This is a genomic window from Paenibacillus taichungensis, assembly GCF_013359905.1.
GTDB lineage: Bacteria > Bacillota > Bacilli > Paenibacillales > Paenibacillaceae > Paenibacillus > Paenibacillus taichungensis.
The window spans coordinates 498,566-514,645 of the sequence record NZ_JABMCC010000118.1 but is presented as its reverse complement, the minus strand read 5'-3'; the positions used below and the strand labels follow the sequence as shown (position 1 = coordinate 514,645).

Below are 16,080 nucleotides of genomic sequence, written 5' to 3'. Positions count from 1 at the left end.
CGTGTTCAGAATAGATTTATTTTGAATCCAGGGAGAGGTGTGGAAGAGATGAGATGGAACAAGGGGATGACCATTGCTGCTGCGGTGGTCGGATGTATACTAATATTATGGTCGGGCAAAAGTGAACAGCCGCCTTCTGGCTGGGAACCTATGCAGCTCGCCACCGAGAAGCCGACGATAGAGCAGGAAACCCCTGCTGTACAGTCGGCTACTTTGGTTCAGGAACAAACGAAAGCTTCCGACGCAGAACAGAGACCGTCAACAACAGAGGCTCCTGTAGAGACTAATCTGGTTGATGCCACAGCAGGGAAAGTGGTTGATCAGACAGTTGCAGTGGATCAGACAGTTGCAGTTAAGCAAACGGATACTCCTACTGATGGGACACAAACGAAATCCGAGGCAGCGGTTGTTTCAACAGACAATAACCAAGCAATGGTGAGCAATGAAGCTGTCGACAATGGTAAAATTGATGTCAATACAGCTCCGGCAGCGAAGCTTATGGACCTTCCTGGAATTGGGGAGAAAAAGGCGCAAGCCATTATTGATTATCGTAATTCGCATGGTCCTTTTACAAAAGTCAGCGATCTGACCAAAGTGAAAGGAATCGGAATGAAGATGCTGGAGAAAATGGCTCCTTATGTGCAGATCAGGTAATCACGCAATATTAAATATTAGGATATAAGTTGAATTGGAAATGACATAAGAAAGAGGTATGGGTTCAACTTTTATCAGATGGGGAGGGAAACGGTTATGAGCACAGCAGACGTACGCAAAGACTGGGATACGTATTTTATGGACATCGCATATATGGTCTCTACCCGTTCCCGCTGTTCACGCCGCCATGTTGGCGCCGTACTTGTGCAGGGGAAGAAACTGCTTGGAACAGCCTATAACGGTGCGCCCATGGGGGTTCCGGACTGCTCTGAAGCAGGATGCATGATCTCGGAAGAATACGAGCTGGTGGTAACCGACGGTCAGGAGGAAATGGTTAAAAAGCAACGTTGCATTCGTACCATTCATGCGGAGCAGAATTTGCTTTTGTTCACCGATCGAATTGACCGCGAAGGCTCTTCTGTATATGTCACGGATGAACCTTGCTGGACTTGCTCCAATATGCTCGCGAATAGCGGTATTACAGAAATCGTGTTTCATCGCCCATATCCCAAGGATACAGGCAAGGTTACCAACATGATGAAGCAAAAAGGCATTACGTTTCGTCAGCTGGGAAATTACCAGCCTCCACGTGAGACGATGATGACGGTAAGTGATTAGAACCAAAATAATATTCAAATTTGCGGGGAAGAACCTCCGGTTGCTGTATCAGCTGCCGGGGGTTTTTCTGCGTTCATACGGGTGACACAAAGGAGGGGAAGCAAATGAAAGGCAGACCTTTACTGGTATTTACCGTCTGCTGGTTATGCGGTAGCGGGATGGCATGTGCATTATCGGGTTGGTCCTTGATCGTGGGATTGATCGGATCATTCGTTTGTCTGCCTCTTTTACTACGATGGATTGATATACGAGGTTGGTCCATCTTGTTGCTGATCGGAGCACTCGTTGGCGGTGCTGTGCACTGGGAATGGAATGATGCGCGGAATCGGAGCAGTCTGCCCGATATCAAACATACGGCTGCGGAGGATTTGGACGGTTATGCAGCTACATTCGAAGGAACCCTTATGTCGGATGTACGCATAGATGGGGATCGGGCCGATTTTGAAATGCTAGCCACGTCGATGCTTCCGCTATCCGATGCATCAACAGCAACAGTGTCGGAAGCGGGAACTGCGCCTAACGTGAGGGAACGTCTAATGGTCCAAGTTCGCCTGGCTGAGGAAGAAGAACAGCAAGTAGCAGCGGGGTGGAAGCGAGGAGATTCGATCACGTTGACGGGTGCGCTTACGCTTCCCGGCGAAGCCAGAAATTTTGGTGGGTTTGACTATCGAAATTACTTACGAACTCTTCAGATCCATTGGTTGTTTAAAGTGAAGGGGGCCAGTTCAGTAACCACCGTTCCGCCTGAAGGGCTGGGGAAACTCAACATCCTTCGGTGGAATGACATCGTTAGGCATAAGCTTGGCGCAGCGGTAGAACGGATATTTCCCGAACCTCATGCGGGCTATATGAAAGGTCTGATTATCGGGATGGCTAATGATATCGATCCTGATACATATGGACAGTTTTCACAGCTTGGTTTAACTCATATATTGGCGATCTCCGGAACACATGTCGCGGTTTATGTGGCATCGCTGCTGCTCCTTTTATCTTGGCTTAGGTTAACCCGAGAAACCTCGCTCACTATTGTGTTACTGCTAATACCTGCATATGTACTGTTGTCTGGCGGTTCGCCATCGGTCATTCGTGCGGGTATCATGTCCATGATTGGTTTGTATATGGCGCGGCGCGGGCTTGCGCGGGATGGATTGCAGATGATCAGTGCAGCAGCGTTGTTGATGATGTGGTGGAACCCGTATTTTTTATTAAGCGTGAGCTTTCAGCTATCTTTTCTGGTAACAGCTGGACTAATGATTTACATGCCACTGATTAATCGGATATTTAGCAGTTGGCCCAAGTGCCTTGCAGCAACAGCTTCTGTGACGGTAACAGCACAGCTCATTTCGTTTCCGGTCACGATTCTGTATTTCAACCAGTTTTCTCTGCTTTCATTTGTCGCTAACTTCCTGCTTGTATCTTTGATCAGTGCCATTGTACTTCCTCTTGGAACGGTTGCCCTGATTTTATCGTTTATTTGGATGCCTCTAGCCAAACCATTGGCGTGGATTGCTATTATGCTGAACAAATTGACCTTTGTAAGTGTGGAGTGGATGAACAGCTTGCCTGGTTTTGTGCTGATCTGGGCTACCCCATCGCTACTATGGATTGCAGCATATTATGCCGTTCTCTATGCACTTTTGAGGGTCCTTCATCGCGGCCGAGGTGACCAACCTGCAGTTCAGGGCACAGAAGAGGATACGGCTCCGCTGAATCGCCGATATGTTGGGGGGGCGCCTAAAGCGGCTCTGGGGCTGTCTGGATTGTCTAATGTATCATCACAAGGGTTAAACAAAGGTGGACGTGAGGCTAGTCCTGGTTCGATGACAACATTAAGTGCAAGTATTGCCTGGCCGGAGTATACAAGTGCATTTGCTGCGCAAGGGGCGGGTTTTTATTCTGGTGAACGGATGAACGTCTTCCACAAATGGATGTGTGCGCTGCTGGCTCTCAGCTTTGTGGTGGGATTATGGTGGGCATACCAGACACCGCAGCCTGCGGGGACCGGAGTGGTGCAGTTTTTGGATATAGGACAAGGGGACAGTACACTTATTACAACACCTGAAGGTAAACATATATTGGTCGATGGTGGGGGTACGGTTCAATTCGGGAAGTCTGAACAATCCTGGAAGACACGACGGGATCCATACGAAGTAGGGGCCAAGGTGGTCGTTCCTTTATTGAAAAAGCGGGGCATTCATCGGCTGGACGCCGTAATCGTAACCCATGCCGATCAGGATCATGCTGGGGGATTACAGGCTGTGCTCGAACAGATCCCGGTGGAACGGTTCATGTTTAATGGGACAACCAGTGGTACAGCCAATTTTGAGAAATTGCTGGATACCGTTATAGACAAGCAGATACCGTTATATGCCATTCGCCAAGGGATGTCTTACGATCCGGATAGAGAAACCAGACTTCATTTTATATATCCGGATCTGGAGAAAGTGATGGATACAGGAGAAAGATTGCCCGTCTCAGAACATCAGAATCATGATTCGGTTGTCTTTTTGCTGGAGATGGCAGGCGCCTCCTTATTGTTCACGGGAGACATGGATGCTGCAGCCGAGCAGGATCTGCTCTTTATGATTCAGGATGGATCGCTTGCAGCTTCGTTTGGACAGTACGATGCAGATGCTGCATTAGCAGATGGTACTGTTCAGGAGATGTTCACACGTCAATCGGGGGAGAATCATGAGGTTCCTGTCACCATAGATGTATTAAAAGTTGCACACCACGGTAGCAAAACATCGTCAACCGAAGCTTGGTTACAGTACTGGAATGCATCCGCATCCGTGATATCTGCTGGGGCCAACAATACATATGGACATCCCAATCCTGGTGTGCTTGAACGTCTTGTTGATTCGGGTACAGAGATCTATCGAACTGATCAAATGGGGGAGATTCAGATGAGGATCAAAGATGGAGAGATTGATGTGCGTTATAAGTTGACGATGGATGAATCATGAATTTTTGTGAGAGTTGGCTAAAATGGATTACTCTCTTGCTTTTGAAATACCAACTATTAAGCTAATTATAGTCGCACTGAATAAGTTAATCGTGTGATCGATTTCATCCCATGTTTTATGGCGTATTATCATATTGAATACAATAAATGATAGACTACAGGGTAGAAAAAATCCTAGGAAGTATTTTAAGAAGATTTTCAAATTCATAAATCTGCCTCATATCCGATTATAAATTTTGCTGCACCGTTGTGGACTCTATTTCGTTTGTGCGGCTCGAATTACTATAAAAATAGTGTCCCGATTTTCCGTTAGTTGTCTGATTTCGCTTCTATACAGACCTATATTTTCTATTTTAAGTTATAAAGCGGGATTAATTATGCTGTTTATGTGAATCTAATGTAAAATTTCGTGTAAAATATGTAATACTTCTGCGTTAATCATGTTCGCTCAATAAAGGTGAAATCTACACTGTCCCAATCCACAATCTTATTGTGATTTATTAATTTTCTGTATGAAGCACTTCATATGCTCAAAGAATGAAACCAAAAGCCCGCTTTCCGGATACTCCTCGGGGAGAATGCCGGAAAGCGGGCTCATTTTGGAATGACTTATAACAATGAATTATTCAACGCCATCTTTGAAGTGTTTACTCCAATGTTTGTCGCCTTTGTGCAACAGATCTTCTACGGTTTTCTCAAGCGTAAGCAAAAGTTGTGCTCTGACATCAAGCACGGTTTCTCTGTACAAGCGTTCTTCCGATCCGACGATTTTATCGCCGTATAATGCCTGTGCAGCGGTGTATTTCCGATGTTCTTCAACTAGGGTATCGATAGATTGCAACGCATGTTCCACAAAATGGGATATGCTTTGATATTCTTTGGGCATTTGTTCTTTTAACGCTTGAATTTTTGCAAGAGCTGGCATGCTCATCACCTCGTGTTATGAATGTAAATTTACAATACACTGTTTTCATGAAAATTACATTAAAATGAGCTTAAATTTGTACGAAATTTGAATTTTTTTATTTTCAATGCTATAAGTGTGGTTAGCTATAATGTATGCCATTGTCATTAAATTGAGTCGTGTAAGTACTGGAATGACTTTTGAGCTGGCTTGATGACTCGTTATGCAATTTCTGTTATTCTAAGAGAAGATTTCAGCGGCCCGAATACATAAGCCGTTATTTTGTTATGGCAATATAAGAAAAACGTCTATCCACGTACCCAGGGGAACAGAACGCGTTTAGTGGAAGTTTTTCTTGCGATATCAGGACGCGGTATCTCTGAAGTTTTACTTTATGATATCTAAAAAAAATACTTAACTTTGCAACAATTTTATTGATGGTCACGTCTGTAAGGTTGCAGGGAGAGGGGGATCCTTTGTGGTAGAGCCGGAACTCATCAGAGCCGCTCAATCGGGCGATCGCGACGCTCTAATTACCCTATTGCGGGACATTGAACAGCATGTTTATCGGACCGCATATTACATTCTAAATAATGAACAAGACGCTTTGGATGCTGCTCAGGAAGCGTTGATCCGAATTTACACCAAGATTAATTCATATGAGGAAAAGGCCCAGTTTAAGACATGGGTTCAGCGCATCGTCACGAATATCTGTATTGATAAATTCAGAAGAACCAAGCCCTCCGTCTCCATTGACGAGCATGATATGGTTTTTCAGGACAATCAGGATGTGGAATTCGAAGTGATGTCCACATATGTGGCAAAGGATATTCAGGATGCTATTAACAAGTTGCCTGAGCATCATCGTACCGTTATTGTTCTAAGATATTTGCAGGACTTATCCTATAACGAAATTGCGGATTGCCTCGATCTTCCGTTGAATACGGTTAAATCTTATTTATTTAGAGCCAGACAGCAATTACAGAATCTACTACAGGAGTATCAGAAAGGTGGTGTGACAGGATGAAATGCGAAGAGGTGGTGGAATGGATGCACCGGTATCTGGATCATGATCTGGGCGAGGCGGAAACTGCGCAGATGCTACAGCATGTGGCCCAATGTCCGGAGTGCGCTGAAAACTTTAGTTTGCTCAGAGCTCTCTCCAGAGAACTGGAAGATTTGCCGCAGGTAACCCCGAGATTCAGTCTGGTTGATGCCATTATGCCGCAACTGGATGCAATCGACGAAGCAAAGAGGGAACAAAGCAGTACCATACAGGAAATGAGTCCTGTCCCTGCTGCGTTTGAGAATTTACAGCGTTCAAGTGAGCGAAAACCGAAGCAAAAATGGTTGAATTCCATGGCAGGCCGTATGTCCATGGGTGCAGCAGCAGCAGCAGTTGTACTGGGCGTTGCCATTTTTGGGTATCAACCAGAGAAGATTGAGAATGCGGAAGTGATGATGAGCACTGGAAGTACTCAAGAAGGCGGGAATGAGGATCAAAATCCACTGAGCAGAGAGATTAACAATGAAGATTCTTCCTCCTCTTTACAGAGCGATAACAGTGTCTGGGTTGATAGTTCGGAAAGTCAGCCATCCGCTGAAGATAAACAAGCTCAAGAGATTGGTCCTAAAGAAGACAGTTCAGAGAAGGTGCAGGAACCTGAATTGAAGGAAGAACAAACTTCTAAACAGCCGGATACAGGGTCAGAATTGAACAAGAGTGATGCAACGAAAAACGCCCCGTCCAGTTCCAATCCTGCTGACAGTACCAAGAGTGTTGATCAGCAAAAAAGTCAAGATTCAGGAGCCAGTACTGGACCTTCGGGAGGTTCTACTGAGAGCGGAGCAACAGAGCCTGAAAATGGGGATGCACAATCATTCACTACTTCTCAGGATATGCCTGATGTTAAGGTAGAAGAGCCGACAGAGGGCCTGACGAGTCCTGATTCCGAGACAGGTATGGATGTTGCGGGAGGAAATAAAGGATTGACGGCCACCGATTCAGGTGCACTTGCCACCACGACTCCAAAAGAATGGAAATCACCCGATGGCTCCTATCTGGTCATGCTGCTCGGCGATCAGATCAGCATTTACTCTAAACCTGCCGCTGACTCGGATGTGCTAAATCTGGTTGAGCAACGTAATGTGGAGGGTACACTAAAATCTGCGAGCTGGTCTCAGGATAGCGCTGTATTTAATTACGAAACAGATCAAGATGGAACAACAGTGAAAAAATCGTTTAACGTGTCCACTGCCTCAAGCGGAACCTCTGCCAAATAGGCTGTAAATTATACGTTTGGCCTCAATAACTTGCCGAACATTTCTGTTGTATCAAGAATATATTGAAAGTAATAACAACGTCCTATCTCAGTTGGCATAACTGACGTCGTATGACCGCGCACCAGCTTTTTCTAGAATTGTTGGTGTCCGCGTTTATATAGATGTAGGACAGGGGGCCTTCATCCGTTAACCGGGTGTAAGGCCCCTTTGTTGTCTGTCACGTTTTCTGGTAGGATAAGAGGGATAAGGGGGCACCGTGATGGATGTAAAGAGTGCGACAAAGGCAATACGTAATGGAGAAACGGCTCCGGTATATGTGCTGTACGGAACGGAGAAGTATCAGATACAGCAATTTACGGATATGTTAAAACAACAGGTGATTGAAGAAGAGCACCGAGAATTTGCGATCATTCCATATGATCTCTCTGAGACACCTGTGGAGGTTGTCATTGAAGAAGCGGAGACGGTTCCTTTTCTTGTTCCACGTAAACTCATTATCGTTCGCGATGCTAATTTGTTTACAGCAGGCAAGGATTCCAAAATTGATCACCAGATTGATCGACTGCTTACATATATGGACAATCCGGCAGATTATAGTACGATTGTGTTTCTGGTTCAAGGGGATAAACTGGACGAACGTAAAAAATTAGTGAAGGCAGCGAAGAAACAAGCTGTTGTTCTTGCATTTGCTCCACTAAGTGGGGAGGAGTTGCTGGGTTGGATTGTAAAGCTGGCGAAGCAGCGGGATGTATCTTTTGAGGCTGGAGCGGCTGACACGCTTGTGAGCTATGCAGGAACAGGCCTTCAGACGTTATCTGCGGAAGTGGACAAGTTATGTTTGTTCGCTGGTAACGGAGGCACGATCAAGCGCGCGGATATCGAATCACTGGTGGCTCGAAGTACCGAGCAGAATGTGTTCGCTTTGGTGGAGGAGCTTGCTAACTTGAGGCTGGAGAAAGCGTTGGGTCTTTTTTATGAGTTGCTGAAGCAGCGTGAAGAACCAATCAAAATTGCTGCCTTGATTGCCCGTCAATTTCGAATTATGATTCAGGTAAAAGAGTTAGGGCAGCAGAGTTACTCCCAACAGCAAATTGCCAGCCAGCTTGGTCTGCATCCGTATGCTGTTAAAATTGCTGGTGAACAGGCTCGCAAGTTTCAGGCAGAACGTTTGAGGCTGATTTTGAGTCACCTCAGTGAACTGGATTATCAGATGAAGACCGGGGCAGTGGATAAAGTGCTCGGACTGGAGCTTTTCTTGTTAAGGCTTGGAGCTTAAACTTAGATATAACGGTAACACAAAGCGGCCTTTATTCCGTTGATGGTGAGATCATCGGAATAAAGGCCGCTCCGTTTCAATAGAGTGCTTATAGAATCAGATACTAAAAAATCCTGAAAGCTCGTGCTGTTCAGGATTTTTCCATTAGATCGTATAAGTAACGCTTCTTACGCTTGTGCGGAAAGAGCGTTCAGTTTTTTCGCCAAGCGAGACTTTTTGCGGGCTGCAGCATTTTTATGAACCAGACCTTTAGTTACAGCCTTGTCCAGCTTTTTGGAAGCAGCTTGAATCGCAGCTTTTGCAGTATCAACTTCGTTACTTACCAGAGCAGCATCAGCAGCTTTAACAGCTGTACGGAGTGCAGATTTCTGGGAAGCGTTGAGTGCGCGGCGCTTGTCGCTCGTTTTTACGCGTTTAACAGCGGATTTGATGTTTGGCATTACATTCACCTCCTGTAAGGCATTTGCATGAATACAAACGTTTCACAACTTAAAATATTCTAGCACGCTGGCATGCAAATTGCAACAGATTTTCCTATGATGTTCGACAGTGCTGCATAAAGCACACCATTTTCCCACACAATATGCTCAAATGCGGTAAGGGAGGCAGGGACAGATGACACTGGATTTGCAAAATTATGCAGTTCGTACCGACTTGGCAATTGACTCCAAGGAGATGGCTCAGGGGGGGCAGAAACAGACGATTCCCGGGCTGCGGGAGGATGTGGATGAGAAAGACGGTATTAAAATCACACGTATTGATGTGCTTGATGATGCAGCCGCTACAGCAATTGGGCGTGTAAAGGGGCACTATGTCACTTTGGAAGTTCCATCGCTTCGTAACGGGGATACCGATCTTCAGGAGCGGGTGGCGGCAGAATTCACGCGAGAGATGGAAGATTTTTTGGCCAAAGCGGGAATTAACAAGACGTCTAAGGTGCTGATCGTAGGTTTGGGTAACCTGAACGTCACGCCTGACTCACTTGGACCGCTGGTAGTGGAGAATCTGATGGTTACCCGCCAGTATTTTGAGCTGGTTCCGGATCAGGTTGCACCCGGTTATCGGGAAGTCAGTGCTATTGCGCCAGGTGTGCTGGGTACAACGGGTATAGAATCCAGTGACATCGTACAAGCGATCGTGGATCGAACGAAACCGGATGCAATCATTGCGATTGATGCGCTGGCTTCACGCTCCCTCGAACGTGTTAATACAACGATTCAAGTGGCAGACATCGGCATTCATCCTGGCTCAGGAATAGGGAACAAACGACGTGGACTGACACGTGAAATATTGGGTGTTCCCTGCATTGCCATCGGTGTACCAACCGTATGTTATGCATCGACCATCGTGAATAACGTCATCGAAATGATGCGTACTCATTTCCGGCAAGAGACTGATCAAACGAAACAGATTATGGGCATGCTGGACGATATCGGCGAAAATGACCGTCTCAGTTTGGTAAAAGAGGTACTGGAGCCACTAGGTCATGATCTGATCGTTACCCCCAAAGAAATCGATGAATTTGTCGAAGATATTGCCAATATTATTGCAACAGGTCTGAATGCCGCGCTCCATGATGCGGTAAATGCTGAGAATGTAGCTGCCTACACCCATTAATTAACACTTTGAAATTTAAAATGCTTGAGACTCCTGTGAAGAAGGTCCGAATCTATTGGACTTTCTTTTTTTGTATGCAATCTTCTTTTTCCTGTTCTATCAAATCTGGCAGGCTCATAGAGTTGAAGTATAAGCGTTGTCCAGCAGGGAAGGAGACAGAAGCAATGAACAAAATATTGGCCTGGAATATTGGTAAATGGAAAAAGAGATGTTTGCACGTGCTGGCTATGGGCCGTACGTTATTGTTGCTTATGATCATATCTGCTTTGTTTTTTGTTGTACTCGGTCTGGGGGGCATGGCAGAGAAGCGTTTGAATAGCTCACCTGTTTCTTCTATGAAAGGTTTTGCGGGAGCCGTTTCAAGTAGCTTTTTTGTGGACATGCTCGGCATGGAAATGCCGCATCTAACTCAGAAAGAACAAGCATCTGCATTTTCTGGTGAAAATCTGACTTCGTTTGTATTCCAACTGCTGACGAATGTTAATCCGCAAGACCCCAAAAGCCTGATCGCTAGAGAAATGCCGGGCATGGGTTCCAATCAACCCGTACTGCTGCGACCAGGCTCGGGAAATGAAAAAGCTGAAGCTCCAGAAGATTATCAGCCGGGTCCTGGACTAATTGATACGGCTTCGGCAGGCGGAGGGAAATCAGGTGGCGAGCAGCATATCCCACCAGGTCAGGATAATCCCGATCCATCCGATCCGCAGTATCCGGGTGATGGTGAAGTAAAGGGTGATCCCCCACCGAAGAATGGTGGTAAAGATGAACCGAGCAAACCAACGACAGGAAAAAAAGCGATTCTTGTTTACCATTCCCATCCACGTGAAGGATACAATCCTCTCTTGGGCACGAAGAGTGACAATCCTTCCTCTGGTAAATCGACTGGTAATGTTTTTCAAGTGGGAACCTACTTGTCCGACAGTTTGGAGAAGCTGGGGATTGGAGTGGAACATGCGCAAGAAGATTATCCAACCAAGGTCAAGGATTATAACTGGAATTATTCCTATAAATACTCCCGTCAGACGGTGAAAGCTGCACTTGCTCAAAATGACGATCTTACGTATCTCATCGATATCCACCGTGACTCTCAGCGTCATAACAAAACAACGACAACCATTAATAATCTGGGTTATGCCAAAGTATATTTTATTATAGGACATGAAAATCCAAACTGGCAGCAGAATGAAGCCTTTGCGGCCAAAATTCATAAGAAACTGGAAGCGAAATATCCAGGGGTGTCTCGCGGCGTCTGGGGTAAGGACGGCGGCGGGGCCAACAATGGCGAATACAACCAGACGCTTTCTCCCAACAGCATATTGATTGAGATTGGCGGCATCGACAATACAGCTGCTGAACTGGAGCGGACATCCAAAGTACTAGCCGACATGATCGCAGAGGTGTACTGGGATGATCAGAAAGTGGACAAAGCGAGTGCGGATAAGACGTCAAAAGGTGGCTAGTAGTCCTGATATGGAAGAATAGAAGAATCGAAGATATAACAGGAGGCGAGGAATGTGTCCAGATTCGGTAAAAGATTGTTTTCCATCTGTGTATTGATGTTGCTGGGTGTTCTGTTTGGAATGCAGCTGGCAGGCAGCAGCTTTAATAGGGGCGATGATTCGACTAGCAACCCTGCAGTGGTGAAAACGGAGCCGGTGTCACCGGTTGCCGAGTCTGTTCCGACCACGTCCGTACAACAGGAGGTTAAAGAACCTCCAGCAGTACCTGTTCTGTCACCGAGTCAGGTGCTTGGCGCAGAGCAGAGCAAAGCGCCGGTCGACGTACTGGCTGACAAAACGGCAGGTCTTCTTCAAAATCTGTCCCATAACGGAATGAAGTGGGTTGTATCCTTATTTAGCGGAGTCGCTGAATAAAAGGCTATGAAATATAGGCAAAATATACTCTTGGAAGTTCGCAATTGTGACGATAATTATAAAGTTGAGGCAACGCGGGATTGATGCACCCTGCATCAACTGTTATAATGAAGTGATTGACACTAGGCTGTTTCTGGGGGTAAGGAATGACTGACATTCGGGCAAGACAACGTAAAATTCGTAACTTTTCAATTATTGCACATATAGATCACGGCAAATCAACACTTGCGGACCGGATCTTGGAGTACACAGGTGCGCTAACTACACGTGAAATGCAAGAACAAGTATTGGACCAAATGGAACTTGAACGCGAACGTGGAATTACGATCAAGCTGCAGGCGGTAGCGCTAACTTACAAAGCCGATGACGGCGAAGAGTATCTGTTGAATCTGATTGATACGCCTGGACACGTAGACTTCACATATGAAGTATCACGCAGCCTTGCTGCATGTGAAGGTGCTTTGCTCGTTGTGGATGCGGCTCAGGGTATTGAAGCCCAGACGCTGGCTAACGTGTACCTGGCATTAGATAATGATCTTGAAATTTTACCGGTAATTAACAAGATTGACCTTCCAAGTGCTGATCCGGATCGGGTTAAACAGGAAGTGGAAGATGTCATTGGATTGGATACAAGCAATGCAGTTTTGGCTTCAGCCAAGGCGGGTATCGGTATCAAAGAGATTCTGGAGCAAGTAGTTCAAAGTGTTCCAGCTCCACAAGGTGATCCTGACCAGCCTTTGAAAGCGCTGATTTTTGACTCTCACTATGACCCGTACAAAGGCGTAATTGTTTACGTGCGTGTTATGGACGGCAAAATCAAATCAGGTTCCAAAATCAAAATGATGGCAACAGGCAAAACGTTTGAAGTCATTGAAGTTGGAGCGTTCAAACCTCGCATGACTATCGTGGACGAGCTGAACGTTGGTGATGTTGGATTTATCGTAGCAGGTATCCGGCATGTGGGTGATACACAAGTCGGGGATACGGTGACAGATGCCAAAAATCCAACACCTGAACCTTTGCCGGGTTACCGCAAAATTAATCCAATGGTATACTGCGGTCTCTATCCGATTGAAACATCGGATTATGTTGACCTGCGTGAAGCGTTGGAGAAATTGCAGTTGAACGATGCATCGCTCAGCTTTGAGCCGGAGACTTCCAGTGCACTCGGTTTTGGATTCCGTTGCGGATTCCTTGGACTGCTTCACATGGATGTTATCCAGGAGCGGATTGAACGTGAGTTCAACATTCCATTGATAACGACTGCACCAAGCGTAATTTACCACGTAACGTTGACCAATGGTGAAGTTATGCAGATTGACAACCCATCCAACTATCCTGAGGTGGGAAGAATTGATTACGTTGAAGAACCGTATGTTAAAGCTTCGATTATCGTACCCAATGATTATGTAGGTACCATCATGGAGCTTTGTCAGAATAAACGCGGTGAATATGTGAATATGGAATATTTGGACACAACTCGGGTTACCATTACGTATGAGATCCCGTTGTCCGAGATTGTATATGACTTCTTCGATCAATTGAAATCAAGCACCAAAGGATATGCATCCTTCGACTACGAGCTGTCCGGTTATCGTCAGTCTAATCTGGCGAAAATGGATATCTTGCTTAATGGTGAGCAAGTCGATGCCTTGTCCTTCATCGTTCACCGTGACCGTGCGTATAACCGCGGACGCATTATCTGTGAGAAGCTGCGCGAGCTGATTCCACGGCAAATGTTCGAGGTGCCGATCCAGGCATCTGTGGGTACCAAAGTTGTAGCTCGTGAAACGGTAAAAGCAATGCGTAAAAACGTACTTGCCAAGTGTTATGGCGGTGACATCTCGCGGAAACGGAAACTGCTTGAGAAGCAGAAGGAAGGTAAGAAGCGGATGAAGCAGGTTGGTAACGTAGAGGTGCCGCAAGAGGCATTCATGGCGGTGCTGAAAATTGATGATTAATAACCAATAAACCAAGCTGAAAGGGAAGCCGGATGGCTTTCCTTTTTTCAAATAGAGGGGGACTTGCCATGACATTGGCAGCACACAGCCGGAAAACAGGTGCACCCCAAGCGGTGTATCTTCACATTCCCTTTTGCACAAATAAATGTTTTTACTGCGATTTTAACTCCTATGTATTGAAGGACCAGCCTGTTATGCAGTACCTTGAAGCGCTGGAACGGGAGATGGAACATACGGTTAAAGCAAATCCGCCAGGAGAAATCAAAACCATATTTGTGGGCGGCGGCACGCCGACTGCACTGAAACCGGATGAAATGGCCGTATTCCTGAAGTCCGTTAAGACCTATTTCCCGAACTGGGCAGATGATATTGAGTTTTCAATGGAAGCTAACCCGGGTACGACGGACGCGGAAAAGCTTGCGGTTATGAAAGAAGGCGGAGTAAACCGCGTCAGCTTTGGAGTACAGGCTTTTCAAAATGATCTGTTGACAGGTATTGGCCGGATTCATAATACAGATGATGTATACCGCAGTTTAGAAAATGCCCGAGCAGCTGGATTGCATAACTTGTCCATTGACCTGATGTTTGGTTTGCCAAACCAGACCGTCGAGATGTTGAACGAGAGTATCGATAAAGCGCTGGAGCTGGATTTGCCGCATTACTCCATTTACAGTCTGAAGGTGGAAGAGAATACTCTTTTCCATACGTTGTATCAGAAGAACCAGTTACCGCTTCCTCATGAAGACGACGAGCTGCAAATGTATCTTCTATTAATGAAGCGTATGAAAGAAGCAGGTTACGGACAATACGAAATCAGTAACTTTGCCAAACCCGGCTTTGAGAGCCGTCACAATATCACGTACTGGCGCAATGAGGATTATTACGGTCTCGGTGCAGGTGCACATGGATATGTAGGCCGCGAACGCCATATGAATATAAAAGGTATAAACCCGTATGTTGAAGCTTCCAAAGGAGGTCTGCCGCGTCTCGATCATTTTGAGATCAGTCGCGCCGAGGCAATGGAAGATTATCTGATGGTAGGGTTGAGAATGCTGGAAGGTGCTTCATCCTCGCGGTTTAGCGATCAGTTCGGGGAGCCTATGGAGGAAGTGTTTGCGAAGCCTTTGGGTAAAATGCTGAATGCAGGACTGCTGGAGAAGACGCCAGACGGCTTCCGGCTTAGTGAGCAGGGCATCCTGTTCGGAAATGACGTTTTTGCCGAGTTTATCGGGTCTATATCGCTGAATTCGTAGCTTGAAATTCTATACGCTCTGTTGTATATTTATTCATATTGATTTTACAGAGCGTGTAATTTATACAACTACGAAGTCGGCTTTCCTCTGGAAAGCTTCTTATAGGAGGAGAGCTGGATGTCGGCCATATGCAGAAAAGCCGTACCGGAAGATGTTGAACCATTATTTGAAATGATTAAGGGCTATGCAGAGCGTGGGATCATGCTTCCGCGTTCACGGGAAGTACTGCAACGGCAGCTGGAGCACTTTGTTGTAGCAGAAGTGAATGGTCAGGTTGTAGGCTGTGGATCTCTCTGCCGTCTGGGAAATGATCTGGTGGAAGTCAGATCGCTCGGTATCTCCGAAGGTCACAAAGGCATGGGCATTGGCTCACTATTGCTGGACCGACTGGTAGAGGAAGCGGAGAAGCAGCAAATTCCCAAGGTCATGGCATTGACGTATGAAGTGTCCTTTTTTCTCAAAAACGGTTTTGCCGTGGTGAATAAGGAGATTTTCCCGGAAAAAGTATGGACCGACTGTGTTCATTGCAGCAAACAAGATTGCTGTGATGAGATTGCTGTATTGAAAGAGTTGAATATTTCAGCCTGATAAATGAATGAACCGTATGGATTGAGCCGAGTATACTCTATCTCACCTGCGGTTCTTTTTAATTCATGAGCTGTACAGTAAAGTTGT

The 16,080-nt window shown here is 46.0% G+C and carries 14 protein-coding genes; 12 read left to right on the top strand and 2 right to left on the bottom strand.

Annotated features, from left to right (window positions below; genetic code table 11):
* Positions 1 to 48 precede the first annotated feature (48 nt).
* The 3 genes from HP548_RS25550 to HP548_RS25540 all read left to right on the top strand — a co-directional run bounded on the left by HP548_RS25550 (position 49) and on the right by HP548_RS25540 (position 4,238).
* Positions 49 to 654 (top strand): ComEA family DNA-binding protein, encoded by a 606-nt coding sequence (locus HP548_RS25550; protein ID WP_246318207.1) that lies wholly within the window; start codon positions 49 to 51, stop codon positions 652 to 654.
* Between the two features lie 96 nt (positions 655 to 750).
* Entirely contained in the window at positions 751 to 1,272 is a 522-nt protein-coding gene (locus tag HP548_RS25545; protein ID WP_076288061.1) for a deoxycytidylate deaminase, read from the top strand.
* A gap of 104 nt (positions 1,273 to 1,376) precedes the next feature.
* Complete coding sequence (locus tag HP548_RS25540) at positions 1,377 to 4,238, top strand: ComEC/Rec2 family competence protein (protein WP_246318206.1); 2,862 nt, start codon at positions 1,377 to 1,379, stop codon at positions 4,236 to 4,238.
* Between the two features lie 621 nt (positions 4,239 to 4,859).
* Here the strand turns inward: HP548_RS25540 and HP548_RS25535 are convergent.
* A complete protein-coding gene (locus HP548_RS25535; protein WP_053781298.1) occupies positions 4,860 to 5,162 on the bottom strand; it encodes a hypothetical protein in 303 nt (100 codons plus the stop codon).
* A 457-nt stretch (positions 5,163 to 5,619) separates the two neighbouring features.
* On the opposite strand from HP548_RS25535, the gene HP548_RS25530 reads away from it, so the two are divergent.
* From HP548_RS25530 to holA, 3 genes are all read left to right on the top strand, one after another.
* The gene (locus tag HP548_RS25530) at positions 5,620 to 6,168 is read left to right on the top strand and encodes an RNA polymerase sigma factor (protein WP_024628507.1); all 549 of its coding nucleotides are present in this window, start codon (positions 5,620 to 5,622) and stop codon (positions 6,166 to 6,168) included.
* Positions 6,165 to 7,424, top strand: coding sequence for an anti-sigma factor family protein (locus tag HP548_RS25525; protein ID WP_099858440.1), 1,260 nt, complete (start codon positions 6,165 to 6,167; stop codon positions 7,422 to 7,424). The genes HP548_RS25530 and HP548_RS25525 overlap by 4 nt, the downstream gene beginning before the upstream one ends.
* 259 nt (positions 7,425 to 7,683) lie before the next feature.
* A complete protein-coding gene (holA, locus tag HP548_RS25520; RefSeq protein WP_175383179.1) occupies positions 7,684 to 8,700 on the top strand; it encodes a DNA polymerase III subunit delta in 1,017 nt (338 codons plus the stop codon).
* Positions 8,701 to 8,867: 167 nt separating this feature from the next.
* Here holA and rpsT read toward each other — a convergent pair whose 3' ends face one another.
* On the bottom strand, positions 8,868 to 9,140 hold the full coding sequence (gene rpsT / locus HP548_RS25515; protein WP_024628504.1) for a 30S ribosomal protein S20: 273 nt from the start codon (positions 9,138 to 9,140) through the stop codon (positions 8,868 to 8,870).
* 175 nt (positions 9,141 to 9,315) lie between these two features.
* Here rpsT and gpr point away from each other — a divergent pair, with 175 nt between their 5' ends.
* The 6 genes from gpr (at position 9,316) to HP548_RS25485 (ending at position 15,993) form a co-directional block, all read left to right on the top strand.
* A complete protein-coding gene (gene gpr, locus HP548_RS25510) occupies positions 9,316 to 10,317 on the top strand; it encodes a GPR endopeptidase (protein ID WP_063567283.1) in 1,002 nt (333 codons plus the stop codon).
* A gap of 164 nt (positions 10,318 to 10,481) precedes the next feature.
* On the top strand, positions 10,482 to 11,777 hold the full coding sequence (locus tag HP548_RS25505) for a stage II sporulation protein P (protein ID WP_175383178.1): 1,296 nt from the start codon (positions 10,482 to 10,484) through the stop codon (positions 11,775 to 11,777).
* A gap of 54 nt (positions 11,778 to 11,831) precedes the next feature.
* A complete protein-coding gene (locus tag HP548_RS25500; protein WP_099858442.1) occupies positions 11,832 to 12,191 on the top strand; it encodes a DUF3679 domain-containing protein in 360 nt (119 codons plus the stop codon).
* 146 nt (positions 12,192 to 12,337) lie between these two features.
* Positions 12,338 to 14,152 carry a translation elongation factor 4 gene (gene lepA, locus HP548_RS25495; RefSeq protein WP_099858443.1) on the top strand — a complete coding sequence of 605 codons (1,815 nt, stop codon included), beginning with the start codon at positions 12,338 to 12,340 and terminating at the stop codon, positions 14,150 to 14,152.
* A 68-nt stretch (positions 14,153 to 14,220) separates the two neighbouring features.
* Positions 14,221 to 15,405, top strand: a complete 1,185-nt coding sequence (gene hemW / locus HP548_RS25490) for a radical SAM family heme chaperone HemW (protein WP_024628499.1) — start codon at positions 14,221 to 14,223, stop codon at positions 15,403 to 15,405.
* Between the two features lie 117 nt (positions 15,406 to 15,522).
* The gene (locus HP548_RS25485) at positions 15,523 to 15,993 is read left to right on the top strand and encodes an N-acetyltransferase (RefSeq protein ID WP_063567287.1); all 471 of its coding nucleotides are present in this window, start codon (positions 15,523 to 15,525) and stop codon (positions 15,991 to 15,993) included.
* Positions 15,994 to 16,080 lie beyond the last annotated feature (87 nt).